Origin of the sequence: Flavobacterium sp. Root935, assembly GCF_001429295.1 — a bacterium.
Taxonomy (GTDB): Bacteria; Bacteroidota; Bacteroidia; order Flavobacteriales; family Flavobacteriaceae; genus Flavobacterium.
In genome coordinates this window covers 1,243,790-1,262,129 of sequence record NZ_LMJL01000012.1, presented here as the reverse complement: position 1 = coordinate 1,262,129, position 18,340 = coordinate 1,243,790, and the positions used below count along the sequence as shown (strand labels likewise).

The following is an 18,340-nucleotide window of genomic DNA, read 5'->3' as shown; positions in this document are numbered from 1 at the left end:
AAAATCAGTAAGTATGAGCGTTTTCGCGATAGTGAATCTGAATCATTTGTGTCTTAAAAATTGACGCTGATTAAACGGATTTGATATCGCGAAGACGCAGATTTAGACAGATTTTATCAAAAAATAACTTTAATTATAAATATTGATGGTATTTTTGCAGCATGAATTTATCTAAAACAAATGTACTTTTTATGGCAGTTTGCACTGGTCTTATAGTTGCAAATCTTTACTACTGCCAGCCTTTGATTGTTTTAATTGCCAACGAATTTAAAATTCCAGAAGCCAGCGCCGGAACTATCACGTATTTAACTCAGGCCGGTTATGCTATTGGATTGTTTTTTATGGTTCCTCTTGGTGATAAAATAGAGAGAAAAAGGCAGATTTTAATGACCACTTTTGCATCTGTAATTGCATTATTGATTGCAGCAACAGCAAAAAGTTTTTTGATTTTACAAATTGCTTCATTGCTAATCGGAATCACATCTATTGTACCACAGCTTATTCTGCCTTTAGCAGCTTCTTTGAGCGCTCCCGAACAACGCGGAAAAGTTGTTGGAACAATTATGAGTGGTCTTTTGGTTGGAATTTTGCTTTCGCGAACTTTAAGCGGTTTTATTGGAGAGGTTCTAGGTTGGAGATCAATGTTTTATATCGCGGCAGGAATTTGTCTTTTGATCTTTTTTGTAATTCAAAGTAAATTTCCAGTTAATAAACCACAGTTTCAAGGAACTTACGGCCAATTAATTAAATCCTTATTTACACTTATAAAAACGCAGCCGGTTTTGCGTGAGGCAACAGCAATTAATGTTTTTAGTTTTGCTCAGTTTGGAGCTTTCTGGACGACAATGGTTTTACTGCTATCTGGAGAACCTTTTCACTTTAATAGTGCGACAATTGGATTATTCGGAATTGTCGGTGCATCTGGAGCATTGGCAGCGCCTTTGGTTGGTAAACTTGGAGATAAAGGAAATTCAAGAATTGCAGTGGGTTATGGATGTTTGCTGATCTTGATAAGCTTTTTGGTTTTTTATTTTTCAATAGAAAGTGTAATCGGAATTGCGATTGGAATTGTGTTTATTGATATAGGAATCCAAGGTGTTCATATTTCAAACCAAACAAGAGTTTATTCACTTCTGCCAGAAGCTAGAAATAGATTGAATACAGTATTTATGTCTTTCAGTTTCTTAGGAACTGCTGCAGGATCTGCATATGGATTATTATTATGGAAATTAGGAGGATGGCATGCTGTCGCTATTGGCTGTATGGTTTTATCGTTAATTTCATTGGCAGTTTATGGACTGACTTATAAATCGACCCCGAAACGTCGGGACTAAAAAAGCAAAAGCACAAATTGATTAAAAAATTAATTTGTAAATTTGCGTTCAAATTAAAAATAACAACATGGAAAACGGAATATACGCTAAATTCAACACTAGCAAAGGTTCGATTTTAGTAAAACTAACACACGATTTAACACCTGGAACTGTAGGGAACTTTGTAGCTCTTGCAGAAGGTAATATGGAAAATAAAGTTAAACCTCAAGGACAAAAATTCTACGACGGATTAACATTCCACAGAGTAATTGCTGATTTCATGATTCAAGGTGGATGTCCTAAAGGAACTGGAACTGGAGATCCAGGTTATAAATTTGATGATGAATTTCACCCAACTTTAAAACACGATCGCCCAGGAGTTTTATCTATGGCAAACTCTGGACCTGGAAGCAATGGTTCTCAATTTTTTATTACTCACGTTCCAACTCCTTGGTTAGATGGAAAACACAGTGTTTTTGGTTATGTTGTTGAAGGACAAGACATCGTTGACGCTGTAGCTCAAGGTGATAATCTGGATTCAGTAGAAATCATCAGAGTTGGTGAAGAAGCTCAAAAATGGAATGCTATCGAAGCTTTTATTGGTTTAAAAGGTGCTCGTCTAAAACGTGAAGCAGCTTTAAAAGCAGAATCTGAAGCAAAAATGGAACAATTAGCTGCTGGTTTTGATAAAACAGAAAGCGGTTTACGTTACAAAATGATTCAAAAAGGTGATGGTAAGAGAGCTGAAGCTGGAAAAACAGTTTCTGTTCACTACGAAGGATCTTTAGAAAACGGAAAAGTTTTTGATTCATCTTACCCGCGTAAAAAACCAATCGAATTTAAATTAGGAATTGGACAAGTTATTGAAGGATGGGACGAAGGTATTGCTTTATTACAAGTTGGAGACAAAGCTCGTTTTGTAATTCCATCTGATTTAGGATACGGACCATCAGGTGCAGGAGGAGTTATTCCGCCAAACGCAACCTTGATTTTTGACGTTGAATTAATGGACGTAAAATAAGACTTTAGAAGCAATTTACTATTGTTTTAAATAATAATCCCATGCGCTGTGGCGTATGGGATTTTTTTTATATTTACTAAAAAACATTATAATGAGAAAAATTTTAATTTTGGCAGGAACGGTTTTAGTTTTAGTAGCGTGTGGTGCTAAACAATCAATGGCTGAAGCTCCTCCGCCACCTCCACCACCTCCTTCAAAGGAAGTATCTGCTAAAGATCTTGTATTTGGAGATCCAGCTTTGGCACAAGGAAAGCAATTGTATGATAACAATTGTGCAAAATGTCATAAATGGTACGAACCAAAACAATTTAGCAAAGAAGAGTGGAAACCAATTTTAGTAAGAATGCAGAAAAAGGCGAAACTTGATGATATGCAAATGGCTTCAATAACTAATTTTATTGATTCTCAATTGTAATTCGTATTTCAAAAAATAAAAAAAAACGATTCAATGATTTATTGAATCGTTTTTTTGTTTTCAATTAGATATAAAAAAACACCTTCACAAAATGAGGTGTTTAAAAAGTTAAGAATGATGCACAGCCGAATTATCTACAGCAATTACTTTTAAAGTTTTTATACCTGCCGGTAATTCCCAATCTACTTGGTCATTTTCTTTAAAACCAATAATAGCAACACTTAAAGGAGCTAGAATTGAGATCTTAGATTGCTTTACATCTGCAGCAGAAGGTAAAACGATTTGAATTTTCATTTGTTTATTGGCTTTTACATCTTCAATCGTTACAAAAGAATTGATCCTGATAACGGTACTGTCAAGTTCGCTTTCTTTGCTTATTACAGCACGATCTAATTCTTGCGAAAGTTGATTGGCTTCTTTGGTATTTGTTGAATTTTTACTTTTTAAAATCAATTCTCTTAAAAATTGATAATCTGATTTACAGAAAGTGGGTGTTGGTTTCATATCTATATTGAATTTATTGTTATACTAATCGAATTATTCTTCTTTTTTGAAATGGATTACTTCAGTTTTAAAAAAAATGATTTAAATTTTATTGTGAAAAACAAAAAGTTATCTGAACAAAATTGATTTTTGTCAAATAAATAAATGTTTAAGCTTGATGTAAATCCTCCGTCAGAAAGAAGAAAACTGAAATAGACGGAGGCCTAATAAATAAAGGCCTTGTTATGCGAAATAATTACAGCAGGAAGTGGTTCTCCAGAAAAGGAAAACAACTTGGCAGATGCTGTAAATGGTATTCTATTTCCCATAAGGATCATTAAATTGATCTGCAAAGATAGGTAATCTTTTTGAATTTAGTGAGGTTTTACTTCCATTTAATGCCACAGCCAATACTTGGTTTTTGCGGTTCTTTTAAACTTCTGTTGTAAATTAAAGCATCTATTGCGCCTCTAAGGTCGCTTCCGCTCAGTGAAATTCCGTTGCCCGGCCTAGAATCGTCAAGCTGTCCGCGGTAAAATAATTTGTCTTGGTTGTCAAATAAATAGAAGTCAGGAGTGCAGGCAGCACTGTAAGCTTTAGCGGTTTCTTGAGTCTCATCATAAAGATACGGAAAGTCAATTTTATTTTCCATAGCAAAAGCCGTCATTAATTCTGGAGAATCCTCAGGATATTTAATAATATCATTGCTTGAAATAGCGATTACTCCGATACCCTGCACACGGTAATCATTTGCAATCATTACAACTTCTGGAATAGAGTAAAGCACATATGGACAATGGTTGCATATAAACATAACCAAAGTTCCTTTAGACCCTTTTAGGTCTTCAAATGAAAAAGTCTCGTTTGAATTGGTGTCTTTTAGATAAAAATTGGGTGCAATAGTTCCTAAAGGAAGCATTGCTGATGCAGTTTGTGCCATTTTTTGCAGATTAGAATTTCAAAAATAGCTTTAAAATTCTGTAAATAAAAGAGCACAAGAATAAAAAAATATCCAAAGAAGCAGTTAGCTGTATCAGCTTGCTTCTTTGGATGCTTTTTTATATTTTTTTATGAATTTAAAAACTGAAGTAAATCTTCATTTAGTTTTTCTTTTTCTGTGTAAAACAGACCGTGAGGAGCGCCTTCGTATTCGATAAAAGTATTATTAGCAATTCCTGCTGCTGCTTTCCTTGAAGTAAGGTCTATTGGAACAATTTTGTCATCATTTCCATGAATGATCAAAGTTGGAACCTTTACAAAATCAAGTTCATCTCTAAAATCGGTAAAGGAAAAAGATTCCGCACATTTTAATGTAGCACGGGGAGATGCAAGCGAACATAGTGTTCTATAATATTCTAACAATGGTGTACTGATTGGTTTGTTGATGATATTTATTCCAAAGAATGTTTTCCCGAAGTTGTCTACAAAACCAATACGATCTTCTTTAATTGCTGCTGCAGTAGTTTCGCTTTTTTCTTTCGGATGTCCGTCTGGATTATCGTGAGTTTTCAATAAGAATGGTATAATAGACGAAATTAAAGCAGCTTTAATAACTCCTTTGCCGCCATGACGGCTGAAATAACGCACCACCTCGCCGCCACCCATAGAGAAGCCCACAAGTGTCACATTTTCTAATTCTAATTGTTCAATAATTTCCTTAAGATCATCTGTTAAAGTATCATAATCATAACCATCCCAAGGCTGAGACGATTTACCAAAGCCGCGTCGGTCATATGCAATAACGCGATAATTATTTTGTACTAAATGATCGATTTGATATTCCCACATTTCATTTGAAAGAGGCCACCCATGAATAAGAATCACTGGTTTCCCCTGACCATAATCTTTTACATAGAGTCTGACATTTTGTGCTGTTTCTATATATTTATCTGTATGAACCTGTTTTAAATTAGATTCAAAATCTTTAATTGACATGCATGCATTTGGTTCAGTATGTTCCATGTTATATATTTTTTACGTGATTGTAATAATTTTCTTTACGTAAAATTAGCGGGGAAGTAAAAGAAATAGGTTATAGAATTAGGTACATTAATTACAAAATTAATAGGTTTGTAATGCTAAATAATTATTATGGATTTAACTTGGAACGAATTTGAACGCACCGATATGCGCGTAGGAACTATTGTAGAAGTAAATGATTTTCCCGAAGCAAGAAAACCGGCTTTTCAATTAACAATCGATTTTGGTTCAGAAATTGGAATCAGAAAATCATCGGCACAAATTACCAAAAGATACCAGAAAGAAGATTTAATAAACCGTCAGATTGTTGCGGTTGTAAATTTTCCGAAAAAGCAAATTGGCAAATTTATGAGCGAATGCCTAGTTCTTGGTGCAGTAGGCGAGGAGGGAGATGTAATTTTATTAGCACCCGATTTTAAAATACCGAATGGATTGCGCATCGGGTAGTTTTTTACTCAATATATTTTACCGCAAAGCACGCAAAGTTTTTTTGTAAGTGGTGTTTTTGGAAAAGGTTAAAGTTCGCAAAGTTTTGTGAACTTTATCGACAAAAACTTTTCAAAAAGCCTTGCGATCTTTGTGTAAATCTCTGCGTGCTTTGCGGTTAAATTAGAGTTCTGTTTTTTCAATAAGCTTTTTAAGAATCAACTGTCCTTCTTCCCAATATTTTAAATCAGAATCGGAGTTGATGTGGCCTTGATGACCGACGTTTACGAAATCGCTTCCCCATTTTTCGGCGAAGTACTTTTTTCTTTCAAAAGAAGCGTAAGGATCATTTTCGCTGGCCACAACTACAGATGGAAAAGGCAGTTTGTAGAGCGGAATTGGCGAAAAGTTTCTGATGCATTCTGGTGTGTGTTGAGGTGAATCTACGTCTGCAGGAGCGACTAAAAAAGCTCCAACTATATTTGGATTATTGTTTTTTTCTGCCCAGTGCAATACCAGTGAAACTGCTAAACTATGTGCAACTAATATTGTAGGTTTATCGAGTTTTAAAATATTTTCGTTTAATCTTGCAATCCAATCTTCTCGAATCGGTTCGTCCCAATTGTCTTGGACTACACGAATTGAGTTTTCGAATTTTTCGTGCCAAAAGGTCTGCCAGTGTTTTTCTCCAGAATCGCCAAGACCTGGAATAATTAATAGTTGTGTCTCCATTGCCGTGGATTTATTTAGTGATTATTTTTTAGTTTCTTTTATAATACGGTTTACTTCATTAACTAAAAGCGGAAAACCAGGTTCAGTCATTCCGTGGCCGTAACCGTCTAGTTCATAAAGTTTTGTTTGTTTGTGTCCCACCAGTTTCATCATTCTTGCCATATAGGCGTTTTCTTCATAACGTCCCAGCATTTCTAATTCACGATCTCCGGTAATTAGCAACATTGGCGGAGCGTCGGCACGAACGTGGTATAAAGGTGCAAAAGCATCAATAGTTGGCTGTTTTTCTGGAATTCCATTTTCTCTTCTAATTTCAAAATGAGTAATACATTGTCCGCTAAACGGAATAAGTCCGGCGATTTTATCAGCATCTATATTTTCTTTTTGCAGCCATTTTTTGTCCAGACCAATCATCATTCCTAAGTAACCTCCAGCAGAATGTCCAGAAACGAAAATCTGAGATTTGTCACCTCCATAATTTGATATATTATTAAAAGTCCAAGCAACCGCCGCTGCCGCATCTTCAATAGCTTTTGCTGCTTTTACTTTTGGCGATAATCTGTAATTTACGCCAATAATTGCAAAACCTTTATTTTTTAAGGCTTCTGGAATTTCTTTATTTCCGCCTGTTAGTCCACCGCCGTGAAACCATACGATAGTTGCGAATCCGGTTTTGTTTTTAGGATAATAAATATCTAGAACACATCTTTCATTAATGTATTTATCAGATTTATTTATTGCTGAACTGTAATATTGAATGTTATTTTTGGTTTCATATTCTACATTCTGTGCAGACAATGAAATTCCGTATAGAAAGAAAGTTAGAAGGATAATTAATTTTTTCATTTTAGTTTGTTAGAAGTTTTAGGTAAAATGTCATATGTGAAAAAGAAACATCTTGAAATTCGTTTGTTTCGTTTCACATTTTACAAATCACATTTCACAATGAAATAAATATATAAAAAAAGTCCAAAATGCAGAACAAATTGGACTCGTACTTTATAAAAAGTTTATTTTGAATTAAATATCGTCAAAATCAATATCTGTAAAGCTAGATCTTTGGCTTTCAGATTTTTCAGAACTGTATTCTTTCTTAAAATCTTTTTGATGTCTTTCAGAAATTACTTCTTCGCCTTTGTGGTTCAAAACATAAGATGTCATTTCTTCTAGTATTTCGGCAAAAGCACTAAAATCTTCTTTGTATAAGTAAATTTTGTGTTTCTTGAAATGAAATGAACCATCTTCCTCAGTAAATTTTTTGCTTTCGGTAATAGTGATATAGTAATCATCAGCTTTGGTAGCTCTCACATCAAAGAAATAAGTTCTTCTTCCTGCTCGTAATACTTTAGAAAAAATCTCTTCTTTTTCTAACATGTCATTTTCTCTCATAATACGTTCTATCATTTTTGGAATTAATAGTACTCAAAAATCATAAAAAATTATCTATTACGCAACAATTAAAGTAATTCTTTTTCCGAAAGTTGTTTTAAATATAACGATGCGTAATATCCTTCCTGATTTATTAATTGATTATGAGAACCTTGTTGAATGATGCGGCCATCTTCTAGTATAATAATTTTGTCTGCATTCTTTGCAGATGATACACGATGGCTTACAATTATGGTTGTTTTATCTTTAGAAATTTCAAACAAATTATTCAAAATCATTTCTTCTGTTTCGGTATCAACGGCAGACAAACAATCGTCGAAAAGTAAAATGGCAGGGTTCTTAATTATCGCTCTTGCAATAGAAACACGCTGTTTTTGTCCGCCCGAAAGCGTAATTCCTCTTTCTCCTAAAATAGTGTCATACTGTTTGTTAAATGCAATAATATTATCGTGAACAACAGCATTTTTAGCAGCTTGGAATACTTCTTCGTCAGTAGCATTTTGATTTCCGAATTTGATATTATTTTTAATAGTATCTGAAAACAGAAAAGCATCCTGAGGCACAATTCCGATATTATTTCTTAAATCATTTAAATTTAAAGTGTTGATTTCGTTTGCATCAATCCTAAGTTCACCTTCTGTTACATCATACAATCTTGAAATTAAGGAAAGAATGGTCGATTTTCCAGAACCTGTTTTTCCTAAAATGGCCAGTGTTTCTCCTTTTTTTACCGTAAATGAAACATTTTTTAAAGCTTCAATATTCGTGTCTTGATAAGTGAAAGAAACATTATCGAAAGTTATTGTTCCTTGAATATCTGATGAATTTTCATTGTTGTTTTTAATTTCTGGTTCGATTTTCAAAAATTCATTCAAACGTTTTTGAGAAGCTTCCGCTTCCTGCACCATTGACGAAACCCATCCTAAAGAAGCAACCGGCCAAGTCAGCATATTTACATATAAAATAAATTCGGCAATTGTTCCGATATTCGGAATGGTTCCGTTAATATACATTACACCTCCAAAATAGATTACCACCAAATTACTGATTCCGATTAGGGCGATCATTAATGGACCAAATAAAGACTGGACTCTCGCTAAGCTTAAACTTTTGCGTTTGCTTTCTTCCGCAAGGTCTACCATATTGTTTTGATGCTGGTTTTCTAACGAATAAGCTTTGATGACACGAATTCCAGAAAAAATTTCCTGCGTAAAACTCGAAACTTTTGATAAGTATTGCTGAAAAGTAGTGCTTCGCTTATTGATTTCTGAACTCAATTTAAAAATACAATATGAAAGTATAGGAAGCGGTAATATAGTATATAAGGTAAGAAGCGGCGAAACATTATACATATATAGTATAACAATGGCGAAACGAATAAATGTATTAATAGTATACATAACCGCCGGCCCGACATACATACGAACTTTAGAAACGTCTTCACTTATTCGGTTCATTAAATCTCCTGTTCTGTTTTGCTTGTAAAAAGTCTGAGAAAGATTTTCGTATTGTCTAAAAACTTCATTTTTTAAATCAAACTCAATATGGCGTGACATTACAATTAAAGTCTGGCGCATTAAAAAAGTTAAAAATCCAGCTACGATCGTAGTGGCTATGATTAGCAATACGTTATGAATCAGATCTTGTCTAAAAGCTGCAATTACGACTTCTGATTTTTGGTCTGTTGGAGATAGTTTGTCAAAATTCTCAATAGCGTTTAAAGACTTACTGATTAATTTTGGAGTAAATAACGAAAATATTTGTGCGATTATGGTGATTAAAATACCCAGCGAAAAACTGTATTTATACTTAATGAAATATTTGTTTAAATAGCTTAATTCTTTCATTTTTTTAAGAAATATGATATAGAATTGATTTGAATTTGTGAATTATTATTAATTAAAATTATAATAAATTGCAATTTAATCAAAACAATTATATTGTAAAATTGTTATTTTAAAGATAAAAAATTAGCACATGTGTATTTTTTAATTATGTTTGAGAAGTCTTTTTGACAAATTCATAATTTTAACCTAATTAATACTAGCGCTATGGATGCAACTTTCGCAACTGGAAAGGAACTTCAAAAAATGGATCCTGTTTTTGGTCAATTATCTTTTGACGATCACGAACAAATTGTATTTTGCAATGACAAAGATACAGGTTTAAAAGCAATTATTGGTATTCATAATTCGGTTATGGGTCCAGCTTTGGGAGGAACTAGAATGTGGAATTATAACACAGAATGGGAAGCTTTAAATGATGTTTTACGTCTTTCAAGAGGTATGACTTTTAAATCTGCCATTACTGGACTTAATATTGGTGGAGGTAAAGCAGTTATTATTGGCGATGCTAAAACTCAAAAAACACCTGAATTGATGCGTAAGTTTGGTGAATTTGTACATTCATTAAGCGGAAGATATATTACTGCAGAAGATGTCGGAATGGAAACAAAAGACATGGATACTGTAAGAGATGTAACGCCTTATGTGACTGGTATCTCTGAAGAAAGAGGCGGGTCTGGAAATCCTTCTCCTGTAACTGCTTACGGAGTTTATTTAGGAATGAAAGCTGCTGCTAAAAGTCAGTTTGGAACTGATGTTTTAGATGGTAAAAAAGTTTTGGTTCAAGGAATTGGACACGTGGGTGAAACATTGGTGGAGTATTTGACTAAGGAAGGTGCTCAGGTAACTATTACTGATATTAATGAAGAAAAATTATATCAAGTTGCTTCAAAATACAATGCAACAATTTATACCGGCGAAGATTTATATACAGCAGATGTTGATATCTACGCGCCGTGTGCAATGGGAGCAACAATTAATGATAATACAGTAAACAAAATTAAAGCTAAAGTTATTGCTGGTGCTGCCAACAATCAATTAGCAGACGAAAATGTTCACGGTGCGAGATTGCAGGAAAGAGGTATTTTATATGCTCCAGATTTCTTAATCAACGCGGGTGGAATTATCAATGTTTACGCTGAATTAGCAAATTACGGTAAAGCTGAAATTATGAGTAAAACTGAAAATATCTATAATACTACTTTAGAAATTATAGATTTTGCAGCTCAAAATAATATGACAACTCATAAAGCGGCTCTTACAATTGCTCAAAACCGTATCGATCAAAGAAGAATCGAGAACGCTGCGAAGTAATTTTTTATAGTTTACAGTCTCAGTCTCAGTTTTCAGGTTTTTCTGGAAGCTGGGATTTTTTTTTAGTTTTCAGCCGCAGTCGCAGTTTACATTTTTTTTGAGGACTTCATTAGTTAGCTGAATACTGAGACTGCGACTGAATACCGCGACTGAATACCGCGACTAAAGCTAAATACTTTTTTACGAATTTATTTTAATATCAGGATTGAAATTCCTAATTTTGCAGACTAATTTTTAAATGTTCTTACAAGGTGGTAAATAGAAGACACATACGCGTTAAAGTAATGCAATCCATTTATGCAATGCACCAAAGCGGTTCTGATAATATGGAAAAAGAAGAAAAATTTCTTTTTTATAGTATTGATAATATTCAGGACTTATATCTTATAATGCTTTCTTCATTGATAGAAATCTGCAAAAAAGAAGCTGTCTTTTTGCATCTTTCAAGTAAAAAACACCTGGCAACTGCCGCAGAACGTAATCCGAATGAAAAGTTTGTAAAGAATAAAATTTTTCAACTTCTTGCCGAAAGCAATTCTCTTAGTATCGCTCTAGAAAATCGTAAAATCAATAACTGGTCATTAAACGATGATTATATCATTTTACTTTTAAATGATGTAAAAGCCAGCGATTTGTACAAAAACTACATGAGTAACAATGTAAATACATTCGAAGAAGACAGACAATTTATTATTGATTTGTTCGAAAATGTAATTGTTCCAAACGAAAAATTATACGAGTATTTAGAAGACGATAAATTGACTTGGGTTGATGATATTCCGGTTGTAAATACACATATTGTAAAACAATTGAAGGCAATTAAAACAGAAGATCCAGACGATTTTAGAGTTCCGAAATTGTACAAAGATGTTGAAGATAAAGATTTTGCAAAAGATTTATTTAGAAGAACTGTTTTAAATGAAACTGCTTTTGCAAAAGAATATGAAGATAAAACGCCAAACTGGGACAGTGATCGTATTGCTGAGATTGATACAATTATCTTAAAAATGGCAATTTGCGAATTTTTAAAATTCCCTTCAATTCCAGTAAAAGTAACTCTTAACGAATATTTAGAAATTGCAAAAGAGTATTCTACACCAAAAAGTAGTATTTTTATCAACGGAATTTTAGATAACCTTGTAAAGGAACTTACCGCCAATAAAAAGATGGTAAAAGTGGGAAGAGGGTTGATGTAAAAACAACGAAATTTCAAAAAGAAAAATCCAAATTCCAATGGCTTTGTCTCTCTGAGCGAAGTCACAGAGATTAAAAAAGATATTAATAATAAATCAAAAACAAATTTAAATTATGGGACAATTAACTCAATTTGCGCCATTTCTATTGATGTTTGTGGTAATCTATTTCTTCATGATTAGACCACAACAAAAGAGAGCTAAAAACGAAAAAGAATTTGAAAGCAGCCTAAAAGTAGGTGACAGAATAGTTACAAAAAGCGGTTTCCACGGTAAAATTGCAGAATTAGCAGAAACTACAGTTGTAATCGAAACAATGTCTGGAAAATTAAAATTAGAGAGATCAGCTATTTCTCTTGAATTGAGTGCTGCTTTGAATAAGAAAGCATAATTTTAAATTACAATATTTTAAATCCCAAATTCCAAAAGGAGTTTGGGATTTTTTTTGTTTTCAAATTAACGAGCTGCATGTCATTGCGAGGAACGAAGCAATCTCATTTGCTATTTCAAAAATTATCTTTTGTTAGTAAGGTTGCTTCGTTCCTCGCAATGACATTTTTGCGCATAAAAAACCTTTGTCAAAGTTTAAAACTTTGACAAAGGTCTCTGATTACTTGGAATTTGGATTTTAAGTATTGAAATTTAACTTACCTGTATTTATCATTCAATCCAACATTATTCAAAATCATCGGAATCACTTTTTCGATTCTTGCGAGTTTTGTTTTTTCTTGTTTTGCCGTTTCAATATATTCTAAAAACTCATATTGTTTATAGGGCGAAAACTTGGCAAATGCTTCTTTTAAAGCTGGATTTTTTGTCATTTCTTGATCTAAAAGTTCAGAAACAATTGCTTCTTTTTTTGAAGGTTTAATAACTTTTCCTTGCTTTTCGTTTTCAATCGCTTCGTGAATGTATTCTAAGACTTCTTTTTCGTTTATTTCATCCTTCGAAGTAAAACGCCATTGACGCATTGATTTTGTTTTGTCCTCCTGAGCATTGATCAACCTCTTTTTCTCATCTTTCAGAAAAACACCGTTTAAAAACCAGATTGCAAAATAGTTTTTAAAACCTCCAATTCCGATAACATTTTTTTTGTTGTAAACATAAATAGGTCCTCCCCATTTTATGGTTTCGACCAGTTCAGTTTTGTCAATAATTGATTTAAGAAAAAGAAGTTCTTCTTCCCACTGATTGACTTTGTCCCAAACGTGCTTTTTATCAGAATTCGGTTCCACTTTATCTTTTTCTTTTAGGTTTTTCAGTTACATCAAAAATTCCAGGAGTTGCAGTAAGCTCAGCAATTTTTACGATAACGTCTGTCGCTTTTTGAATGCTTTCGGCAGGAACATATTCATATTTTCCGTGGAAATTATGTCCGCCCGCAAAAATATTTGGGCAAGGTAATCCCATAAAAGATAATTGCGATCCGTCAGTTCCGCCTCGGATTGGTTTGATGATCGGCTTGATATTTAATTCTCGCATCGCTTTTTCGGCAATATCAACAATATGTTTTACTGGAAGAACCTTTTCTTTCATATTGTAATATTGATCTTTTACGACTGCAATTACGATATCTTCACCAAATTTCTTGGCAAATTTTTTATTGATTTTTTTGGCAATTTTCTCTATAAGCTCTTTTCGCTTTTCGAATTTCTTTTTATTGTGATCACGTATAATCAATTCTAAAACTGTCTCTTCGATGTTTCCTTTTATATGATGAACGTGAAAGAATCCTTCGTAACCTTTTGTTTCTTCTGGCGTTTCTCCCTTTGGAAGTTCATTGATAAATTCATTTGCCAAAAGCATAGAATTGATCATTTTTCCTTTTGCATAACCAGGATGAACACTTTTTCCTTTAAAAGTAATTTTAGCTCCGGCTGCGTTGAAATTTTCATATTCTAATTCGCCAATCTGACTTCCATCCATTGTATAAGCCCATTGCGCTCCGAATTTTTCTACATCAAAATGATGCGCACCGCGTCCAATTTCTTCATCTGGAGTAAATCCAATTCTGATTTTTCCGTGTTTAATTTCTGGATGCTGAATTAGATATTCCATTGCCGAAACAATTTCTGTAATTCCCGCTTTGTCATCGGCACCTAAAAGAGTTGTTCCGTCAGTTGTAATAATGGTTTGGCCTTTATATTGCAGTAAATCTTTGAAATAATTTGGAGATAAAACAATGTTTTTCTCGGCATTCAAAACAATATCTTTTCCATCATAATTTTCAACAATTTGAGGCTTCACATTGGCACCGCTAAAATCTGGCGAAGTATCAAAGTGAGAAACAAAACCTATTGTCGGAACTTCGTGATCTACGTTGCTAGGCAGTGTTGCCATGATATACGCTTTATCATCAATAGTTACATCTTCAAGTCCGATTGTTTTTAGTTCTTCAACTAATTTATTGGCTAAATTCCACTGCTTTTCAGTACTTGGCGTTGTTTGCGAATTTGGATCTGATTCTGTATCAATTGTTATATAACTAATAAAACGATCTATGATATGTTGCATTTCTTTGATTTTTTAGCAAATATAGAAAATTTTTCTCCTGCATAATTTAGCTTTCCATATCTGAATTAATAAAAAAAGGGATTCTGTGCAGAATCCCTTTCATTTGTTTTTTTTACGATTATTTGCTTTTGACGCATCTAAAACCCACATGATTTGCCGCAGATCTTATTTCGCCTTTTCCTCTCGTTCCAACCATGTATCGCGTGCAATATTGGTCGGTACATAAAAATGAACCGCCTCGATGAACTCGTTTAACTTCTGTCGGATCATTTGGATCATTATAAGCATCAGGTCCTTGCGGATTTTTTACTGTTTTGCCACTATCGGCCAATGATTTGTAATAGTCAACACTATACCAGTCATTTACCCATTCCCATACATTTCCTGCCATATCATATAAGCCATAAGCATTTGGTGCATATTGAGCGGTAGGAGCAATTCCTTTAAATCCGTCTTCGCCAGTATCGCCATCTTTTATTGGGAAATGCCCTTGATATATATTAGCTTGAAATTTTCCCTTTGGTTTTAAATCATTTCCCCAAGCATATAGATTTCCTGTTTTACCACCTCTAGCAGCAAATTCCCATTCTGCTTCTGTCGGAAGTCTTTTTCCAGCCCATTTTGCATAAGCTGCTGCATCTTCGTATACTACATGTACCACAGGATATTTTTCTTTGCCTTTAATTGTACTTTGAGGACCATCAGGATGTCTCCAGTCGGCACCTGGCTCATAACGCCACCATTGCAGGAAATTATTTAAATTAACAGCAGATGGAGTAGGTGTAAAGACAACCGAACCCGTTACAAGATCGTTTTCATTCGCACCAGGAAATTCTTCTTTGGTTGGTTTTTGCTCTGCAACCGTAACATAACCAGTTGCTTTTACAAATTTTTCGAACTCTTCATTGGTGACTTCGGTTTTATCCATATAATATCCATCAACATATACGCGGTGAATAGGAGCTGCATCTTTCGTTACACCTTTGATACTACATAAACTTTCATCTTCGACATTGCTTCCCATTGAGAATTCTCCGCCTGGAATCCAAACCATACCTTCTGGAGCTTTTCCTGCAGGTTTATCTTTATTTTCGATAGTTGGCTTAAATACTGAGGGTGCTGAAGTGTTTGGAATTTCATGACATTCTGCAGTTTCAGCTATTTCCTTTTTAGGCACCATTAATTTGGTATAACCGTAAGCAAGAGAAATAATAGAAATTGTCAGGACAGCAAAAATCCAAAAGGTTTTATTTTTCATGGTAATTGATTTTGATCTGAATTGGTTGTCAAATAGATGGGATAAAATTATAAAAATAATTATTAATACTATAGTAATTATATAGGATTAATAAATTATTTGTCTTTTTCAACAAGAACTACTTCATATTTTTCTTTGCCGTCAACTTGAACGGGCTGATAATAAGTTTCTCCAAATTTTACATATTTTACATCTCCAATCGTAACTTCTTCGCCGCCTTCTGGTAAATTATCAACTATTGTTCCTGCTGTTGGAGGCACAACCTTATAAGTATTGCCGTCTTTTTCATAATAAGTTCCTCCATAGTAATAATTATTTACTGTTCCTGTATTAACAGTTTGTGCGCCGCTTGGAATATTATTAACAGTTCCTCCAACTGGAGCTGGAACAGCCGTATAACCTCCGTTAGAAGGTGCATACCAAACTCCCTGATCATAATGATATTGTGAACTTTCGACGCTTACTACTATTGCTGTAACCGCTAAAGTTGCTACAAAAAATCCCCAAGGATGCCATGTTGGTCCATAGTAATAAGGTCTGTAAGGATGAAAATAATATGGATTATAAGCATGATATCTATAACCGCCATATACATACGGAGGACGTGCATACACAACAGTATTTCTTCTCACGACAGTGTTTCGGTTATTATTTATCGTTATATCTCTACTTCGGTCAACATTTCTGGTATTGCCGCTTATGTTTGTATTTATGTTACCTGAATTTCTGGTGTTGTTAGAATTTCGGTTTGTTGTATTGTTTCTGTTGTTAATACTAGTGTTCGAACTATTTGTAGGTCTGATAGCTTTAGTTCCCGAGCTATTAGATCCAGGTCTAGTTACTGCTGGTTTGTTTGTAGAAGGTCTGTTTACAGCTGGTCGGGATTGGTTTGCGGGTCTTGTTGCCGCAGGCCTTGTTTGAGTTCCTCCACTCGGTCTATGAACTCCTCCGCCATTTCCTCCAACTCGTCGCTGCGCCATGCTGTCAATAGAAATCAAAAAAAACGATCCAGCTAAACAAGTTAGTACTGCTTTTCGTATTGTTTTATTTATATTTTTCATTTTCAGTATTTTAAGTTGGATAAAGTTATTAAAAAAAAGAATTTGTATTTAAGATTTGGGCAAGTATTTTTGATTTAAAAAATAGAATATTCTTACAATGAAATATCCCATTGTATTCTAAAACGCCAGCCTTGCTCAAGCGGTAAAGTTTTATCCTGAAAGCTAAAATAACTTACTTCAGAAGTTAGTTTATTTTTATGGCCTTTAAAAAACCAATTAAAAGCCAATGTCGACTCATCTTGTCTATTTTGTCTTATTGAATTATCTGGTCTGTAAGCAGCATGTCTTCCTGCCATTTCCAAATGTTTTGGCCACCAATCGAAAACATTATGAAAGAAATATCCAGCCTGAACATAATATCCTTTTAGCGTTGTTGTTTCATTATTGTTTAATTTATCAATAATTTCTTTAGTATGCCATTCGCTCTGCCAAGAAAAACCACGATACATAAAAGCCGTTTCTACATTCCATTGATTAACTCTATATTGACCTGGCAAACCATTTTCGTATCCTTCTAAGGAACCTCCACCAGCTTGAGAAAAACGAGTGTATGGACTTCTATTTGTTATGGCTGAAAAAGCAATAATTGGTGTAAGTTTTTCGTGAAATTCTAAATCACAGCCTTCAAAATCCAAAAATCGACCCAAGAAATTCCATTGCGCTCTTCCAAAATACATTAAATGGCTGTCATCATTTACCGTACTTCCTCGTCCAGTTCCTGTCAGCGCAGCCGCCCAGTAATTAAAGTCAGCTATGCCGCTGCCTTTCAAATGTCCGTAAACTTCGACTCCCAATTGTCTGTCTACGGTAAACGGACGATTAATTAAAGACCGCTCGGCCATTTGCTGTTCGCCGCTGCTAATGAAACGTTCGCGGGTAAATTCTGTTTTCCATTGTCCGACTTTAAAACTCAGCCACTCCCATTTTTCGATCATAATTCTAAAGTCAAGTAAGTTGGATTGGCTTAATTCGTATTCCCAATAGTATTTTAACCACGGCTCAAAAGCATGACCGCCGACTTTTAATCTGGCACGATTTATTTTAAAAACCGTTTGTGCATCTTGAGCATAATCATCGTAAGTAACTGGATCTGCATCGTAAGGAGTAGAAAAACGAAACTGAAATCTGCTTTGTAATTGAAATAGAAATTTATTATCTCGTGTTTGTAATTCAATTCCTTTGTCACCATAACGAATGTTCATCAGTTTTGTAGTGTCTTTTTCATGCTGTGAAAAGCCTTTAAAACCAATTAATAGTATGAGAATTAATAACAGAATGATAGGGTTTCGATTTGTTGGGTTTTCTTTATACATATAGTTGGATTGATTTGTATAAAAGATTCTTAATTGCTTCAAAATTAAATAATAAAAAATCCGGAGCAGGTAGTTTAAGTGCCT

19 protein-coding genes are annotated in these 18,340 nt (G+C 34.0%); 7 read left to right on the top strand and 12 right to left on the bottom strand.

Annotation, left to right across the window (positions count from 1 at the left end; genetic code table 11):
• Window positions 1-161: 161 nt before the first annotated feature.
• From ASE40_RS20160 to ASE40_RS20150, 3 genes are all read left to right on the top strand, one after another.
• A complete protein-coding gene (locus ASE40_RS20160) occupies window positions 162-1,334 on the top strand; it encodes an MFS transporter (protein ID WP_057119188.1) in 1,173 nt (390 codons plus the stop codon).
• A 67-nt stretch (window positions 1,335-1,401) separates the two neighbouring features.
• Entirely contained in the window at window positions 1,402-2,334 is a 933-nt protein-coding gene (locus ASE40_RS20155) for a peptidylprolyl isomerase (RefSeq protein WP_057119186.1), read from the top strand.
• 91 nt (window positions 2,335-2,425) lie between these two features.
• Window positions 2,426-2,749: a c-type cytochrome gene (locus tag ASE40_RS20150; RefSeq protein ID WP_057119869.1), complete on the top strand. Its 324-nt coding sequence runs from the start codon at window positions 2,426-2,428 to the stop codon at window positions 2,747-2,749.
• A gap of 108 nt (window positions 2,750-2,857) precedes the next feature.
• Here ASE40_RS20150 and ASE40_RS20145 read toward each other — a convergent pair whose 3' ends face one another.
• From ASE40_RS20145 to ASE40_RS20135, 3 genes are all read right to left on the bottom strand, one after another.
• On the bottom strand, window positions 2,858-3,253 hold the full coding sequence (locus ASE40_RS20145; protein WP_057119184.1) for a GreA/GreB family elongation factor: 396 nt from the start codon (window positions 3,251-3,253) through the stop codon (window positions 2,858-2,860).
• Window positions 3,254-3,617: 364 nt separating this feature from the next.
• Window positions 3,618-4,172 carry a thioredoxin family protein gene (locus ASE40_RS20140; RefSeq protein ID WP_057119182.1) on the bottom strand — a complete coding sequence of 185 codons (555 nt, stop codon included), beginning with the start codon at window positions 4,170-4,172 and terminating at the stop codon, window positions 3,618-3,620.
• 128 nt (window positions 4,173-4,300) lie between these two features.
• Window positions 4,301-5,194 (bottom strand): alpha/beta fold hydrolase, encoded by an 894-nt coding sequence (locus ASE40_RS20135; protein WP_082586843.1) that lies wholly within the window; start codon window positions 5,192-5,194, stop codon window positions 4,301-4,303.
• 129 nt (window positions 5,195-5,323) lie between these two features.
• Here ASE40_RS20135 and ASE40_RS20130 point away from each other — a divergent pair, with 129 nt between their 5' ends.
• Complete coding sequence (locus ASE40_RS20130; RefSeq protein ID WP_057119181.1) at window positions 5,324-5,659, top strand: tRNA-binding protein; 336 nt, start codon at window positions 5,324-5,326, stop codon at window positions 5,657-5,659.
• A 162-nt stretch (window positions 5,660-5,821) separates the two neighbouring features.
• Here the strand turns inward: ASE40_RS20130 and ASE40_RS20125 are convergent, their stop codons facing one another.
• From ASE40_RS20125 to ASE40_RS20110, 4 genes are all read right to left on the bottom strand, one after another.
• Window positions 5,822-6,370 carry an RBBP9/YdeN family alpha/beta hydrolase gene (locus ASE40_RS20125; protein ID WP_057119178.1) on the bottom strand — a complete coding sequence of 183 codons (549 nt, stop codon included), beginning with the start codon at window positions 6,368-6,370 and terminating at the stop codon, window positions 5,822-5,824.
• A gap of 21 nt (window positions 6,371-6,391) precedes the next feature.
• Window positions 6,392-7,216 (bottom strand): alpha/beta hydrolase, encoded by an 825-nt coding sequence (locus ASE40_RS20120; RefSeq protein ID WP_057119176.1) that lies wholly within the window; start codon window positions 7,214-7,216, stop codon window positions 6,392-6,394.
• Window positions 7,217-7,390: 174 nt separating this feature from the next.
• The gene (locus tag ASE40_RS20115; RefSeq protein ID WP_057119174.1) at window positions 7,391-7,759 is read right to left on the bottom strand and encodes a PUR family DNA/RNA-binding protein; all 369 of its coding nucleotides are present in this window, start codon (window positions 7,757-7,759) and stop codon (window positions 7,391-7,393) included.
• Between the two features lie 68 nt (window positions 7,760-7,827).
• Window positions 7,828-9,606 (bottom strand): ABC transporter ATP-binding protein, encoded by a 1,779-nt coding sequence (locus ASE40_RS20110; protein WP_057119171.1) that lies wholly within the window; start codon window positions 9,604-9,606, stop codon window positions 7,828-7,830.
• Window positions 9,607-9,810: 204 nt separating this feature from the next.
• Here ASE40_RS20110 and ASE40_RS20105 point away from each other — a divergent pair, with 204 nt between their 5' ends.
• The 3 genes from ASE40_RS20105 to yajC all read left to right on the top strand — a co-directional run bounded on the left by ASE40_RS20105 (window position 9,811) and on the right by yajC (window position 12,501).
• Window positions 9,811-10,917, top strand: a complete 1,107-nt coding sequence (locus tag ASE40_RS20105) for a Glu/Leu/Phe/Val family dehydrogenase (protein ID WP_057119169.1) — start codon at window positions 9,811-9,813, stop codon at window positions 10,915-10,917.
• Between the two features lie 284 nt (window positions 10,918-11,201).
• A complete protein-coding gene (gene nusB / locus ASE40_RS20100) occupies window positions 11,202-12,113 on the top strand; it encodes a transcription antitermination factor NusB (protein ID WP_057119867.1) in 912 nt (303 codons plus the stop codon).
• Window positions 12,114-12,225: 112 nt separating this feature from the next.
• Window positions 12,226-12,501 carry a preprotein translocase subunit YajC gene (gene yajC / locus ASE40_RS20095; RefSeq protein ID WP_057119167.1) on the top strand — a complete coding sequence of 92 codons (276 nt, stop codon included), beginning with the start codon at window positions 12,226-12,228 and terminating at the stop codon, window positions 12,499-12,501.
• A gap of 256 nt (window positions 12,502-12,757) precedes the next feature.
• Here the strand turns inward: yajC and ASE40_RS20090 are convergent, their stop codons facing one another.
• The 5 genes from ASE40_RS20090 to ASE40_RS20070 all read right to left on the bottom strand — a co-directional run bounded on the left by ASE40_RS20090 (window position 12,758) and on the right by ASE40_RS20070 (window position 18,256).
• Complete coding sequence (locus ASE40_RS20090; RefSeq protein ID WP_057119164.1) at window positions 12,758-13,345, bottom strand: YdeI/OmpD-associated family protein; 588 nt, start codon at window positions 13,343-13,345, stop codon at window positions 12,758-12,760.
• Between the two features lies 1 nt (window position 13,346).
• Window positions 13,347-14,624 carry a peptidase T gene (pepT, locus tag ASE40_RS20085; RefSeq protein ID WP_057119162.1) on the bottom strand — a complete coding sequence of 426 codons (1,278 nt, stop codon included), beginning with the start codon at window positions 14,622-14,624 and terminating at the stop codon, window positions 13,347-13,349.
• A gap of 118 nt (window positions 14,625-14,742) precedes the next feature.
• Window positions 14,743-15,882 (bottom strand): formylglycine-generating enzyme family protein, encoded by a 1,140-nt coding sequence (locus ASE40_RS20080; protein ID WP_057119160.1) that lies wholly within the window; start codon window positions 15,880-15,882, stop codon window positions 14,743-14,745.
• Window positions 15,883-15,977: 95 nt separating this feature from the next.
• Window positions 15,978-16,943 carry a DUF6515 family protein gene (locus tag ASE40_RS20075; protein WP_057119158.1) on the bottom strand — a complete coding sequence of 322 codons (966 nt, stop codon included), beginning with the start codon at window positions 16,941-16,943 and terminating at the stop codon, window positions 15,978-15,980.
• Between the two features lie 92 nt (window positions 16,944-17,035).
• Window positions 17,036-18,256: an OprO/OprP family phosphate-selective porin gene (locus ASE40_RS20070; protein WP_057119157.1), complete on the bottom strand. Its 1,221-nt coding sequence runs from the start codon at window positions 18,254-18,256 to the stop codon at window positions 17,036-17,038.
• Between the last annotated feature and the right edge of the window lie 84 nt (window positions 18,257-18,340).